The organism is Streptomyces sp. N50 (assembly GCF_033335955.1).
Taxonomy (GTDB): domain Bacteria; phylum Actinomycetota; class Actinomycetes; order Streptomycetales; family Streptomycetaceae; genus Streptomyces.
Window position 1 is genome coordinate 9,240,107 of the sequence record NZ_CP137549.1, and the last position, 13,189, is coordinate 9,253,295.

The 13,189-nt window shown below is 69.9% G+C and carries 15 protein-coding genes; 5 read left to right on the forward strand and 10 right to left on the reverse strand.

The window, feature by feature from the left end; genetic code table 11:
- Positions 1 to 59: 59 nt before the first annotated feature.
- Genes R2B38_RS40970 through R2B38_RS41005 form a run of 8 tightly spaced genes read right to left on the reverse strand, consistent with a single transcriptional unit; the run spans position 60 to position 6,350 of the window.
- Entirely contained in the window at positions 60 to 452 is a 393-nt protein-coding gene (locus R2B38_RS40970) for an acyl dehydratase (protein WP_318020863.1), read from the reverse strand.
- Positions 449 to 970, reverse strand: coding sequence for a MaoC family dehydratase N-terminal domain-containing protein (locus R2B38_RS40975; RefSeq protein WP_318020864.1), 522 nt, complete (start codon positions 968 to 970; stop codon positions 449 to 451). Before R2B38_RS40975 ends, R2B38_RS40970 begins: the two co-directional genes overlap by 4 nt.
- On the reverse strand, positions 967 to 1,788 hold the full coding sequence (locus R2B38_RS40980) for an IclR family transcriptional regulator (protein WP_318020865.1): 822 nt from the start codon (positions 1,786 to 1,788) through the stop codon (positions 967 to 969). The genes R2B38_RS40975 and R2B38_RS40980 overlap by 4 nt, the downstream gene beginning before the upstream one ends.
- Positions 1,789 to 1,825: 37 nt before the next feature.
- The gene (locus R2B38_RS40985; RefSeq protein ID WP_318020866.1) at positions 1,826 to 2,701 is read right to left on the reverse strand and encodes an alpha/beta fold hydrolase; all 876 of its coding nucleotides are present in this window, start codon (positions 2,699 to 2,701) and stop codon (positions 1,826 to 1,828) included.
- A 7-nt stretch (positions 2,702 to 2,708) separates the two neighbouring features.
- Positions 2,709 to 3,665, reverse strand: coding sequence for a catechol 1,2-dioxygenase (locus R2B38_RS40990; RefSeq protein WP_318020867.1), 957 nt, complete (start codon positions 3,663 to 3,665; stop codon positions 2,709 to 2,711).
- Positions 3,662 to 5,014, reverse strand: a complete 1,353-nt coding sequence (locus tag R2B38_RS40995) for a peptidase dimerization domain-containing protein (RefSeq protein WP_318020868.1) — start codon at positions 5,012 to 5,014, stop codon at positions 3,662 to 3,664. The genes R2B38_RS40990 and R2B38_RS40995 overlap by 4 nt, the downstream gene beginning before the upstream one ends.
- Positions 5,011 to 5,133 carry a hypothetical protein gene (locus tag R2B38_RS41000; protein ID WP_019056058.1) on the reverse strand — a complete coding sequence of 41 codons (123 nt, stop codon included), beginning with the start codon at positions 5,131 to 5,133 and terminating at the stop codon, positions 5,011 to 5,013. Before R2B38_RS41000 ends, R2B38_RS40995 begins: the two co-directional genes overlap by 4 nt.
- Complete coding sequence (locus R2B38_RS41005; RefSeq protein ID WP_318020869.1) at positions 5,130 to 6,350, reverse strand: Rieske 2Fe-2S domain-containing protein; 1,221 nt, start codon at positions 6,348 to 6,350, stop codon at positions 5,130 to 5,132. Before R2B38_RS41005 ends, R2B38_RS41000 begins: the two co-directional genes overlap by 4 nt.
- A 258-nt stretch (positions 6,351 to 6,608) precedes the next feature.
- On the opposite strand from R2B38_RS41005, the gene R2B38_RS41010 reads away from it, so the two are divergent.
- The 4 genes from R2B38_RS41010 to R2B38_RS41025 are packed head-to-tail and all read left to right on the forward strand — an operon-like array spanning position 6,609 to position 10,229.
- Positions 6,609 to 7,616, forward strand: coding sequence for an ABC transporter substrate-binding protein (locus R2B38_RS41010; RefSeq protein ID WP_318020870.1), 1,008 nt, complete (start codon positions 6,609 to 6,611; stop codon positions 7,614 to 7,616).
- The gene (locus R2B38_RS41015; protein ID WP_318020871.1) at positions 7,616 to 8,461 is read left to right on the forward strand and encodes an ABC transporter ATP-binding protein; all 846 of its coding nucleotides are present in this window, start codon (positions 7,616 to 7,618) and stop codon (positions 8,459 to 8,461) included. Before R2B38_RS41010 ends, R2B38_RS41015 begins: the two co-directional genes overlap by 1 nt.
- Positions 8,458 to 9,279, forward strand: coding sequence for an ABC transporter permease (locus R2B38_RS41020; protein ID WP_318020872.1), 822 nt, complete (start codon positions 8,458 to 8,460; stop codon positions 9,277 to 9,279). Before R2B38_RS41015 ends, R2B38_RS41020 begins: the two co-directional genes overlap by 4 nt.
- Positions 9,276 to 10,229 carry a zinc-binding alcohol dehydrogenase family protein gene (locus tag R2B38_RS41025; protein WP_318020873.1) on the forward strand — a complete coding sequence of 318 codons (954 nt, stop codon included), beginning with the start codon at positions 9,276 to 9,278 and terminating at the stop codon, positions 10,227 to 10,229. The genes R2B38_RS41020 and R2B38_RS41025 overlap by 4 nt, the downstream gene beginning before the upstream one ends.
- 51 nt (positions 10,230 to 10,280) lie before the next feature.
- On the opposite strand, the gene R2B38_RS41030 is transcribed toward R2B38_RS41025, so the two are convergent.
- Both R2B38_RS41030 and R2B38_RS41035 read right to left on the reverse strand, forming a co-directional pair.
- A complete protein-coding gene (locus tag R2B38_RS41030) occupies positions 10,281 to 10,943 on the reverse strand; it encodes a response regulator transcription factor (RefSeq protein ID WP_318020874.1) in 663 nt (220 codons plus the stop codon).
- On the reverse strand, positions 10,940 to 12,109 hold the full coding sequence (locus R2B38_RS41035; protein WP_318020875.1) for a sensor histidine kinase: 1,170 nt from the start codon (positions 12,107 to 12,109) through the stop codon (positions 10,940 to 10,942). The genes R2B38_RS41030 and R2B38_RS41035 overlap by 4 nt, the downstream gene beginning before the upstream one ends.
- A 138-nt stretch (positions 12,110 to 12,247) precedes the next feature.
- Here R2B38_RS41035 and R2B38_RS41040 point away from each other — a divergent pair, with 138 nt between their 5' ends.
- The gene (locus R2B38_RS41040; protein WP_318020876.1) at positions 12,248 to 13,042 is read left to right on the forward strand and encodes a hypothetical protein; all 795 of its coding nucleotides are present in this window, start codon (positions 12,248 to 12,250) and stop codon (positions 13,040 to 13,042) included.
- Positions 13,043 to 13,189: the final 147 nt, after the last annotated feature.

The following is a 13,189-nucleotide window of genomic DNA, read 5'->3' on the forward strand; positions in this document are numbered from 1 at the left end:
AGCGTAGGAACGGACTGCTCAGCGCCCAATGGAACCGGTCCGGCTGCCGGGACGGGGGGTCAGACGAGGGCGAGTTGGACCGTTCCCGTCACGCACGGAGAGCCGTCGGCCTTGAGGACGGCGACCTCCAGGGACACATGTGCGCCCTCTACTGTCTGCACGGTCCCGGTCCAGGTGAGGGGCTCATCGGCCACGGCGGTCGTACGGTTGCGCCAACTCACCGTCTCCAGACGGGAGTTCGGCCCGGCCCACGCCAACGCGTACCGGGTGAGGGTCTCGCCGTGCAGCGTGGACTGTACGACGACGTCCGGGAAGCCCTCGGAAGCCGCGAACCCGGCGTCGTAGTGGATGCGGTGGGAGTTCCACGACACGGCGCTGAAGCGGAAGAGCTGGACCGTGCTGTGCGTGTACCGCTGCGGCGGGCAGATGTCACCGGCGACGGGCGGGTTCATGCGGCTCCGGGGGAGTCGAGTGCTTCCATCACGACGATGGTCTCGTCGACGGCGGTCAGTTCGGTGCCGTCCGCCGAGGTGAAGCGGGTGGTCAGGCCGAGCAGCACGAAGGCGCCGGAGCGGCCCTGCTTGCGTTCGGCGGAGGTGACGGCGCGGGAGGCGGTGACACGGCACCCCGCGACCGGGGACTTGAGCAGCCGTACGGTCTGGCCGCCGTGCACCTGGCGGACCGGCAGGCCGGCGGTACACGGTGACTCGCGGGTGGCCAGTCCGTCGGGCCTCAACTCCCGTTCGGGTGGGCCGTCTTCCCAGCTCATGGTGGCGGCGAGGAACAGGGCGGGGGCCTCGACCGGCTCGCCCGTCGCCTCCCGTTTCCGGGCCCGGTCGATGTAGTCGGCGTCGTTCAGCGCGGCGGCGTAGCGGCAGAAGTCCTTGACGGTGACCGTGCCGCAGTCCTCGTCCTCCCACCGGCCGACGAGACTTCGGGCCCGGGTGAGTACCTCGTCCAGGGCGTTCACAGGGCCGACCGCAGCGACCTGCCGATGCCCAGACCCGCGGTGCGCAGCGCGCTCGCGTGTGCGGCTGCGTCCACGCGGTAGGTCGGGGCGGTGATCGAGAGGGCGCCGGCGAGGGTGTTCTGCCGGCCGAAGACGGGCACGGCCATGCTCATGTAGCCGAGTCTGACCTCCTCCGCCTCGGTCGCGATGCCCTCCTCCCGGATGCGCTCCACCTGGCCGCGCAGCCGCCCCGGCGAGGTGATCGTGTGCCGGGTGAACGGTTTCAGCCCGTTTCTGACCACCTCCCCGAACAGCGTCGCGGGGGAGAAGGCCAGGATCGCCTTGCCGGTGGCCGTGCAGTAGAGCGGGAGCCGCCCCGCCACCCGGGACTCCTCGCTCAGGCCCCGGTGCGGCAGGATCTTCTCCAGATAGACGACATCGAGGCCGTCGTGGATCGCGAAGTGGATCGTCTCCTGCGTGGCGAGCAGCAGATCCTCCATGTACGGCTGCGCCACCTCGCGCAGGATCCGCTGGCGGTGCACCCGCTGACCGATCTCGAAGAGTCTGAGCCCGAGCCGGTAGTCGCACCCCGCCCGCTCCAGCAGACCCCAGACGACCAGCTCCTGGCAGAGCCGGTGCACCGTGGCCTTGGCGACCCCCGTACGGCGCACGAGATCCGCGAGGGAGAGCGACTCGTCGTCGACCGTGAACGCCTCCAGGATGGGCCGCACCTTGCCGAGGACGGAGTTCATCGAGTCGGGAGACGCGGACGCGGAGGCCGCGGTGACGGGAGGCGGGGGAGTGTAGGCCGCGGCGCGGGCGATCGGGACGACGGTCATGGCGGGCACCTCACGGTCAACGGTTACGGCGGGAATCTCACTGTCGGTGGGCGGACGACGACTCTGCGAGGAACGCGAGACTCAGGGGGTTGTACAGGGTGGCCTTCTCATGTTGCGGCCAATGTCCGCATTCTGTGAAGATCTCCAGCCGTGCTCCCGGGATCGCGGCGGCGATCGCCTCGGCCTCCGGTACGTCCCCGAGCGGGTTCTTGTTGCCCCACACCACCAGCGTCGGCGCCTTGATCCGCGCCATGCGGTCGGGTCGCAGCAGATTCCGCTCACGCGCCTCCACCTCCTGGAGCGCCAGCAGGTTGTGCAGGTTCTCCTGGAAGTCGGGGTGGTGGTAGATCTCGTAGCGCACCTGGGTCAGCTCCTCGCCCAGGTCCTCGTCCCACTCGGCCCACAGCAGCGCCAGCCGGTCGCGGGTGTACGAGATCTCCGGCTCCATGGCCGCGGCGCGCGTCGAGGTCTTCAGCCGCTCCGTCACCGCCGGGTTGATCTTCGTGCCGCCCATGCACAGGAGCTGGAGGGAGGAGACCCGGTCCGGGTACTCGCTCGCCGCCCAGGATCCGACCCAGCCGCCCAGCGACTCGCCGACCAGGTGCGCGCGTTCGGCACCCACGGCATCGAGGTAGGCCATCAAGTGGTCGACGTACGCCGGGATTTCGCCCGGCCGGTCGGGCTTGCCGGTGTAGCCGTGGCCGAGCATGTCGATGGCGTGGCAGCGGTAGCCGGCCTCGGCGTGCGCCGGGATGTTGCGGACGAACGCCTCCAGGTGGCCGGTCGTGCCGTGCAGGAACACGACGTGCTCGCCGTCCTCGGGGCCGGCCTGGAGGGCGCGGGTGGTGACATCGCCGGTATCGACGTACGCGTGGCGGTAGTCGATGCCCGAGAGTTCGGTCCAGATGCTCATGACTGCCTTACTGCCTTTCGGTGGGGGCCTGTTGGGGGTCGAGGACGGCTACACCCATCCCGGTGAGCCACTCGGGCATCGGTTCGTACGCCAGCCGGCGGCCGGGCACGTGGTCGAGCACGGCCGACATCAGCAGCCAAGTGCGCAGCTCCTGCGCCCCGTTGCCGGCGACCTTCTCCAACTCCTCGGTGCTGTACGCCATGAGCCGCCGGATCTCGCCCTGTTCCACGAGGGACAGGAACTCGTCGTCGAATTCCGGGTTGAGCGCGGCCTCGGCGGCGCGGATGATCTCGCGGCGCCGGACGTCGTAGTCCTGCCAGTTCTCCCGGCCGTTCAGCCAGGCGCCGACCATGAACTCCTCGTCGTCGCCGTGCGGTTCACGCCAGTCCGGCCAGGGCAGCCGGTGCGAGAGCCCGCCCGAGCCGACCACCGCGACACGACGGTCGCCGGGGAAGGCGAGGACGGCGTCCCGGATCGCGCGGCCCAACTCCTCACAGCGGGCGAGGGTGGGCAGCGGCGGGGCGAAGACGTTCACGACGATCGGCACGATCTCGACGTCCAGGCCCTCGAAGAGGTACTGGATGGCGTGCGACTGACCGTGGTCGATCTGGAGCCTGGCCGAGAACGCCGGGTCGAAACCGCCGCTCTCCACAAGGGAGTTGGCGATGTGCCGGGCCAGCGGGACATCCACCGGCTGCGGGCCCTTCGGGGTGCCCGACTCGCCGCTCGCGACGCACTCGCCGACCCCGATCGTGAAGCTCGGGATCAGGTCCAGCCAGAAGCCGCGGAAGTGGTTGGAGCCGATCAGGATCACCGTGTCGGGGCGGGCCGCGAGCAGCGCCTCCCGCGCCTCGGCGAGCGCGTCACGGAACCGCTCGGCCCGGTCCTTGTGGAAGGTCTCCTCCCAGTGGGTGTTCATCAGCGTGCTGTGCGAGGCGCCCACGCCCAGGACGATCTCGGTCATGCTGTCGTTCCTTCCGCCAGGGAGGCCACTTCGGCGCGGGAGCGGGTCACGGTGTCGACCGCCGTGCGGATCAGATGGCGCGTGAGCTTCTCCATCGCTCGCACGGAGACGGTGTTCATGCCCCGCGCGAAGTCGATGTCGAACAGCGAGTCCGTCACCTTCGGCATGCCGACCCGCACGGTCGGGATACCGCGCCCGCGCAGGATGTTGGCGTCGGTGGCCCCGCTGTTGCCCCGGATCACCTCGTGCTCGCGCCCCTCGAACGCGGCCCAACTCGCCGTCGCGCTACGGCAGATCCAGCTGTCGGGGTCGGTGCGGGTGCCGGGGATGGACAGGACCATGTCGGCGGAGACGTCGATGCCCGGGTTCTTCTCGCGCAGGGCGTCGATGGCCGCGAGGAACTCCCGCTTGGCCTGCATCGGGGTCGTCTCCGGGGCGATGCGCAGGTCCACCATGAGGGTGCAGGACGCCGGTGTCACCGCCGACATCCGGGGCCAACCTCCTTGTATCGAGGAGACGATGCCCTGCGGCGCGACCGTGCCGGAGGTGTGCCGGTCGGCGTACTCGACGAACCACTCCTCCAGGTGCCGGGCGACCTCGCCGGCGCGGGCGACGGCGTTGTCGTAGGGGAGGCGGTGGCGGGAGCCGACGTAGGTGTGGGTGCCGTGGACCGTCACCTTGAACCAGACCAGGCCGACCTCGTCCCAGGAGACCGTCCAGCCGGGCTTGGCGATGAGGGCGTAGTCGGTCCAGACGCCCTGTTCCAGGAGGAACGAACAGCCCGCGCCCTGGCCGGTGTTGAGGCGGGTGGAGCCGGGTCGCGCGTTGGTGGGCATGCCGCCCGCGCCGAACGCCGCGACCAGGTCGCCGGTGAGGGGGACGCCGGCCAGCGCGATCGCCTCGGCCGCCATCATCACGCAGGCCGCGTGGCCTTTCGGGTTGGAGGCGCCGAGGCCGACGACGAGGTCGTCGTGGACCGTGGCCCGCGGACGCATGTCGTCCCGCAACTCCGGCCCGATCCATGGGAGATCCTCGCTCTCCTCGCCCACGGTCAGGGTGTCGATGGGCGCGTAGAGCATGAGGTCCGGGCCGGTTCCGTCGCCGGACAGCCGGGCCCAGGCGTTGGCCTGCCGGTCGTCCAGCGGCTGGACCTGACCACGGCAGCCGGCGGCCGTGAGGGTCGCGGCGATGTGCTCGGCGAGGGGGCGCTCGTCGCCGGTGGGGCTCGGGATGTCGACGAGCCCGGTGATCAGCTCGCGCAGCCGGTCGCCGGAGACCTGTTGCCAGGCGTCCTCGACCCAGCCGCGCCGACGGTCGTCGAGACCGGTCAACTCGCTTGCCGTGGTCACTGGTTGATCCTGTGGACCTGGGTCATGGTCGTGCGCTCGAAGCGCTTCTTGGCGAGCGGGAGCCCGAGGGCGATACCGGCTCCGATCAGCAGGGTGAGCAGGGTGCGGCCCATGGTCATGCCTTCTTCTCGTCGGAAACGGTGCCGGTGTCGGTGCCGGCGAGCTTCTTGCCGTACTCCTCCTCGCTGAGGTTCCGCCAGGCGGTCAGCGAGATGTCGGGGCGGTAGAGCTTCTCCGGGGGCGCGTCGGTGATGTCGACCATCCAGGCGTCCTGGCCGGAGAACTGGCCGTGGAACAACCAGCGGATCGCACCGAGGTACTTGGCGTAGAAACGCAGGGTGTCCCAGCCCTCGGTGAAGTTGACCATCACGCCGACATAGCGGTGGTTGTCCTCGTCGACGGGGACGTAGAACTCGTAGTGGATGAAGTTCGGGTACGCGATGCGCAGTACGCCCGGCATCGACAGGGACGCGAAGCCGGGGAACTCCTGGGCCTCGATCGTCGGGTTGACCTTGTCCGGCTTGCCCGTGTTGCCGATGTTGAAGGTCTCCTTCGGCGGCTGGGCCTTCCACCAGCGTTTGTTGGTCCAGCGGCCGACGCCGGGGAAGTCCGCCTCCCAGTAGACCTCGTCCTGGACCCGGAAGATCCAGCGGCCCTTGGGGACGACGCGGGTGATGTTCCAGGTGGGCATCGGCTTGAACAGGCGCCAAAGTGCCGTGCGGTGCAGGTACTTGGCGTGTCCCTCGTCGAAGCCGTTCTCGCAGGCGAAGCGCCAGTTGCCGCTGCGCGGGTCGATCCGGCCGCCCATCACGAAGGCGTTCTCGACGAGTTCCTCGGGCAACTGCGAGTCGATGGAGTGCGGTTCCTCGTCGGCGAGGGGGATGTACACCCACACCATGCCGAGGCGCTCCTCGACCGGGTACGTCCGCACCGAGACCTTGCCGGTGAGGCGGCAGCCGGGGCCGTCGGTGATGACGGCGGCGAGCTTGCCGGTGGGCAGGTCGAAGGTCCAGCCGTGGTACGGGCAGCTGATCGTGCCCGGGAACTGCTGGTCGCCCTCGGAGAGCGGGACGCCGCGGTGCGGGCAGCGGTTGTGCAGCGCGTAGGCTGTGCCGCCGTCCCGGATCAGGGTGATCTTCTCGCCGCAGATCGTGAACGGGAGCGGGTCGGCCGTGATCTGGCTCGACCAGGTCACCGGGTACCAGTAGCCGCGGAAGCCCGCGCCCGCCGCGTCGTAGTGCGGCCACGACTTCCAGTCCTGGCGGCCGGGCTCACCCATGGGTCTGCGGCGGCTCCGGACCGGTGGCTGGGTGTCGGGAGAGTCGTCGACCGTCATCGTGCGCGTCCTCCTGCTGCCGGGATGCCTGTGCGGCGAGCATGCGACGGACCGCCGGATCCGCCCAAGGGACCCGTCCCGCTGAGCAGACCGCACCGCACGGACGCGCCCGGAGACCGGGGCTCACCTGCGCGTCCCGGTCAGCGGACCCTCGTCGATGCGCGGGCGACACTCCCCGTTCTACGGTGCGCCAGATCCCGTGCCGCCCCCCACCGACCAGCCGAAGCCGGCGGTCTCCCATCGACCTCTGAGGTACTCATGGAGACACGGTCCACGACACGCCACCCCCTCGCAGGCCCCACCGCCCTCGCCGTCGCACTCCTCACGCTCACCGCGTGCGGCGCGGGCACCACCGACTCGGCCGCGGGCTCCGGCTCCGGCAAGAACGCCGCGGGCCCCACGATCCGCATCGGCGTCGGCATCGACGCCTCGTACGCGCCCTTCTTCCTCGCCGACGCGAAAGGCCTCTGGGCCAAGCACGGAGTGAACGTCCAGCTGGTCCAGTTCGGGCAGGGCAGCGAGGGCGTCAACAACCTCGTCGCCGGCCAGGTCCAGCTGTCCGGCAACTCCGACACCACCACGATCAGCATGCTGCCCCAGGACCCGGACCTGCGTTCCCTGTTGGTCTACGAGCAGTCCGGCAAGTACCTCAAGGTCGTCCTCGGCCAGAAGGTCAAGTCCCCTTCGCAGATACGCAAGATGGCCGTGGCCCCCGGACTCTCCGAACTCGCGGCCACCCGCTTCCTGGAGTCGAAGAACATCGACCCGAAGTCGGTCAAGTTCGTCACCGCCGACCCGCCCGAGATCCCGGCCCTGATGCAGAAGGGCGACGTCGACGCGTACGTCCTGTGGGAACCCTGGCCCACCAAGGGCGTCGCGCAGGGCGGGCACATCCTGGAGAACACCGGTGCCTACGGCCTGAGTTACTCCCAGTGGCTGCTCACCAGCGCGGCCTGGCTGAAGGCCAACCCGGACACCGCCACCAAGGTCGCCGAGACCCTTCAGGAGGCGGCCCGGCTCACCGAGAGCGACCCGAAGGCCGCTGCCGACGCGACCGAGAAGGCCGTGAAGGTCCCGGCCGCCCAGACCCTGACCGCCATCAAGGAAATCGACTTCGGCACCCGCGACTTCACCGACACGGACCTCAAGGGGTACGCGGACACGGCCAAGTTCTTCGTGGACTCCGGCAAGGTCAAGGCCCAGCCCGATGTCACGACGGCCGTCCAACGCGGTTGGTTCACCCAGCACTTGAAGGGAACATCGTGATGACGGAGGTCGTGGAGACCGCCCGGTCGAAGGTCCGTGGCGCCGCCCTGTGCGCGGACGGCGTCGGCATCCGCTTCGACTCCTTCCAGGCCGTCCGGGACATCTCCCTCGACATAGCCGCCGGTGAGTTCCTGTGTCTCCTCGGCCCGAGCGGCTGCGGCAAGTCCACGCTGCTGTCGGCGATGGCCGGCTTCGTGACCGTGGACGAGGGCAGCCTCAGCGTCGGCGGGACCCGGATCACCGGCCCCGACCCGGAGTTGGGCATGGTCTTCCAGAGCAGCGAGGCCCTCTTCGACTGGATGACGGTCCGTCAGAACGTGGCCTACGGCCCGCGCATGCGCGGCGCCTCACGCGCCGAACAGGCGAAACTGGCCGACGAATACCTCGGCCTGGTCGGCCTACGCCACTGCGCGGACCGCTTCCCGGGCCAACTCAGCGGTGGTATGCGCCAACGCGTCCAGATCGCGAGGGTGTTGGCCAACGAACCCGGCGTAGTCCTGATGGACGAACCCTTCGGCGCACTCGACGCGCAGACCCGGCAGGTCATGCAGGAGGAGACCGACCGCATCTGGCGTGCCTCGGGCTGCACCGTCGTCTTCGTCACCCACGACATCGACGAGGCGATCCTGCTGGCCGACCGCATCGCCGTGATGACGGCGGGCCCGGCGGCCTCGGTGAAGTCCGTCTACCCCGTCGACCTGCCCAGGCCGCGCGACGAGGACGACCCGGCCGCCGTCGAACTCCGCCGCCAACTCCGGGCGGACATCGGCGAAGAGGTCCGCAAGTCCCTGCGCGACCAGGGCCTCGACGCCCCGTCGCCCGAGACCGAGGAGGACGCCCGATGACCGTCGCGACGGCCGCCGCCACCGGAAGCGCGGAGACCAGGAAACGCCAGGCCCGGGCGACCACGGGCCGCCTGCGCGCACTCGGCATGTACACCCTGTCCGTCCTCGTCGGCCTCGCCGTCTGGCAACTGCTGGCGACGGCCTACGGCTCCTCGCTGGTCGCCTCGCCGAGCGAAACCCTCAGCGCGGCACGGCAGTTGGCGTCGGACGGCACGCTGACCAACTCGATCATCGCCTCCAGCCGCCGCATCCTGATCGGCTGGGGACTCGGCGTCCTCGTCGGGGCACCGGTGGGACTGCTCGTCGGACAGGTCCCGGTGGTGCGCCAACTCCTGGAGCCCTACATCGAGTTCTTCCGCTTCATCCCGCCGGTCGCCTTCGTGACCCTGGCGGTGGTGTGGCTCGGCATCGGCGAGTCGTCGAAGGTCGTCCTGATCTTCTACACGGCCGTCTTCATCGTCACGGTCAACACCAGCGCCGGTGTCATGGCGGTGAGCGAGTCCAAGCTGCGCGCGGCCCGGAACCTGGGCGCGAACCGCCGCCAGATCCTGCGGAGCATCGTGCTGCCCTCGACCGTGCCCCACATCGTCACCGGCGCCCGCCTCGCCATGGGCAACAGCTTCCTGACCATCGTCTCCGCCGAGATCGTCGCCTCCCAGGTCGGTCTCGGCTCGCTGATCTGGACCTCCCGCAACTACGGGCGGATCGACTGGGTCTTCGTCGGCATCATCACCCTGGGAATCCTCGGGTTCGTCTTCGACCGCGTCCTGCGGATCGTCGCGTCCCGCGTACTGCGTCGATACGGAGTCAAGTTGTGACGACCGCCAAGTCCCGCGCCCTGGTCCTGGAGAGCTTCGGCTCGCTGCCCCGCCTGGTGGAGCGGCCGGTGCCGGAACCCCGCCCCGGCCACACCCTCGTACGGATGCGGGCGGCCCAGGTCGGCCACCTCGATCTGAACGTCGTGGACGGCAAGTTCGGCATCCTCCCCGACCTGCCGGCCGTACCGGGCACCACAGGATGCGGGGTCGTCCTCGCCTCGGACACCCACCCCGAGGGTTCCCTTGTCCGGCTCGGCGGCAAGGCCCTCGGCCTGCGCCGCGACGGCTGTTGGGCGGAGCACGCGCTGGTGCCGGACGCCGCCGCGGAGGCCGTGGAGGAGGGCACGGACCCTGCGCTGGCGTGCAGTTGGTTCTCGCCGGTGGGCACGGCGTGGGCGGCGGTGCACGCGGTCGCGCAAGTCCAGCCGGGGGAGCGGGTGTTGGTGACCGGCGCGGCGGGCGCGGTCGGGGCGATGACGGTGCAGGTCGCCGCGCGGGCCGGGGCCGAGGTGATCGGGGTCGTCGGACGCCCGGCCAAGCTCACCCACGTGCCGGCCCCCGCGAAGTCCGTCCTGGCCTCCGACCTGTCCGCCGAGTCCGTGGGCGGCCCGGTCGACGTGGTCGTCGACACGGTCGGCGGCCCGGTCCTGCGCGACGCGCTTCCGCTGGTCCGACCCCGGGGCCGGGTCGCGCTCGTCGGCTACACCGCCGGCCGCGAACTCACCGTCGACCTCGCGGACTTCCTGCTCGCCGACGTGTCCCTGCTGCCGGTGAACCTGATGACGCGGGGCAAGGAGATCGCGGCCGATGCGGAGGGGCTGTTGGCGGAACTGCGGTCCGGGGAGCTGACGTTGGAGATCGAGAGGCATGGCATCGAGGGGTTGACGGAGGCTGTGCGGCGGCTGCGGAGTGGGGAGGCGGTGGGGAAGGTGGTGCTGGAACTGGGGTGAAACGCCGGACGGACGCCGACGAGGGCGCCGCCCACCCGGACTCCGCCCCCGCTACTCGCCGTGCGGGCGCAGCTGATGTTCGTAGGCGAAGATCACGACCTGCACACGGTCGCGGAGCCGCAGTTTGGTGAGGATGCGGGTGATGTGGGTCTTGACCGTGGCCTCGGTGAGGAAGAGGCGCTCCGCGATCTCGGCGTTCGACAGGCCGGCGGCGATGAGGTGGAACACGTCCTTCTCGCGGGGTGTCAGTCGGGCGAAGAGGGCACCGGCGTCGTCCGCGTGGGGCCACGGGGCGATCTGGGCGAAGCGGTCGACGAGACCTCGGGTGATGCGCGGGGTGAGGACGGCGTCGCCGGAGGCCACGGACCGGATCGCCGCCCGCAGCACGGTCGGGACGACGTCCTTGAGGAGGAATCCGCAGGCTCCCGCGCGGAGGCCCTCGAAGGCGTACTCGTCGAGGTCGAAGGTGGTGAGGATCAGGACGCGGGAGGCTGTCGCGGCGGTGATGCGCCGGGTTGCCTCGATGCCGTCCATGACCGGCATGCGTACGTCCATGAGCACCACGTCCGGCAGCGTGCGCCGCGTGAGGTCGACGGCCTCCTGCCCGTCGGCGGCTTCGCCGAGGACGGTGATGTCCGGCATCGTGTCGAGGAGGCTGCGGAAGGCCATGCGGACGAGTGCCTGGTCGTCGGCGAGGAGGACCGAGATCGTCATCGCGGTTCTCCCAGCTTCAGTTCGCCCGACACGACCCATCCGGACGGGGTGGGCCCCGCCCGGAGATCACCGTCGAACATGGCGACCCGTTCCCGTATCCCGGTCAGTCCGTTGCCGGCCTTTCCTTCCGCCCCGGCGTCGGTCCCGGGGGACGTCTTGCCGTCGTCGGTGACGCTGAAGCCGACGAGGTCACCGTCGTGCAGCAGGACGACATCCACCCGTGACGCGTCCCGGGCGTGCTTGACGACGTTCGTGAGCGACTCCTGAAGGATCCGGTAGAGCGTCGTCTGCGCCTGAGCGCTCAGGGTCGTGCGGTCGCCGGTCTCGGTCAGCCGGACGTCAAGGCCGGTGCCGCGGGTCTCGTCCACCAGGGCCTTGAGCGAGCCGAGGTCGGGCTGCGGGGCACGGTCGCCACCGTCCTCGGCCCGCAGGACGCCGAGGAGCCGGCGCATTCCGGCGAGGGACTGCCGACCGGTCGACGCGGCCAGGAGCATCTTCCCCCGGGCGCCCTCCGGATCGGTCGCCGTGGTCGCCGCCGCTGCCTCGGAGAGGGCGACGACGACCACCAGACCGTGGGCCACGATGTCGTGCATCTCCCGCGCGATCCGGGTGCGTTCGGCCGCCGCGGCGAGCTGTGCCTGCTGGGCGCGTTCCTGTTCCAGTCGCTGCGCACGGTCCTCGATGGAGGCGAGGTAGCGGCGCTGGGCGCGCACGGTGGTGCCGAGGAAGAACGCCGCCGCGGCCAGTCCGCTGAGGATGACGAAGGCGTCGTTGACGCTCGCGGCCGGAGCGAACCGTACGGCCACCAGGACGACGCCGAGCTCGACGGCCGTCGCGGCACCGAGCGAGTGCCGCAGGCCGCGGTGGGCGGCGACGGTGTAGAGCGCGACGAGCACCGCGAACTCGGAGAACGAGACCGTGCCGAGCGCCCAGGTCGCCATCGCCACGGCCCAGCAGAACCAGAACACGGCGACCGGAGCCCGGCGGCGCAGCAGGAGGGGACAGATCACCGCGGCCGCCAGCACCCAGTCCAGCACTCCGGACCGGTTGTAGAGCAACTCGTGCGACGCGGCGACGGCGCACAGGACGGGCGGCCCGAGGAGCAGGACGAGGGACAGGGACGGGCGGTCCCGGGACGGTCGGTGCGCCGGTCGGAGGTGCTTCACCCCGCCGACAGTACGGAAGGGCGGTCCCGGCGGCATCAATCGAAGGTCTTACATCCGCCGGAAAGTGGCCACCATTGTCGGATGTGCCGCTCCCGGGGCTGCTTTTAGCGTCGCGACATGAGAACTCGACCAGCGACCATGGCCATGAAAGTGCCGGAGATCACCCTCATCTTCTGGATCGCGAAACTGTGCACCACGGGATTCGGTGAGTCCTTCTCGGACTACGTCTTCTTCAACGACTACATCGGACAGCATGCCGCGATGCTGATGGGGCTGGTCCTGCTCCTCGTTTGCCTGGCCGGGCAGATCGGCACCACGAAATACATTCCGTGGGTCTACTGGCTCGCGGTGACCGCGGTGAGCATATTCGGAACGATGTCGGCGGACTTCCTGAACAAGGATCTGGGGATGCCGCTCTACGCTTCCACGCTGATGCTGGTGGCCGTCCAGATCGGCGTCTTCGCCGCCTGGTACGCGACACAGCGCACCCTGGACGTGCACAGCATCGACAATCGTCTGCGGGAGCTGTTCTACTGGCTGACCGTCCTGTGCACCTTCGCGCTGGGAACGGCCGCGGGTGATTTCGCGGCCGTGACCCTGGGACTCGGTACTTTGGCCTCGTCCTTCGTCTTCCTCGGAATCATCCTGATCCCGGCGGCCGGCTATCGCTGGTTCCGTCTCAACGAAGTCCTGGCATTCTGGTTCGCCTACACCGTCACCCGTCCCCTGGGTGCCTCCGTCGCGGACTGGCTTTCCGTACCCGCCCCTTATGGGGACGGACTGCAATGGGGTACGGGACCGATCAGCCTGGTCCTCGGGATTCTCCTCGCGGGAGTCATCACGGTGATCGCATCACGGCACCGCCGGTCCGATCCTCCGAAAGCGGCACCCCCGAACAGCGTGGAAGGCGTTCAGGAAACGTTCAGGAATTGACCGACCGGACCGCGGACCGCAGGGCCTCGGCTGCCCGACAGGCGCTGCGGCCGTCCGGTCCAGGACGGTGAATTCCGGTCCCGGGTAAACGAGTTGGGCGCTCACGGCTGTATCAGGGTGTCACTGCTCCGATCCTGTGGAAGGGAC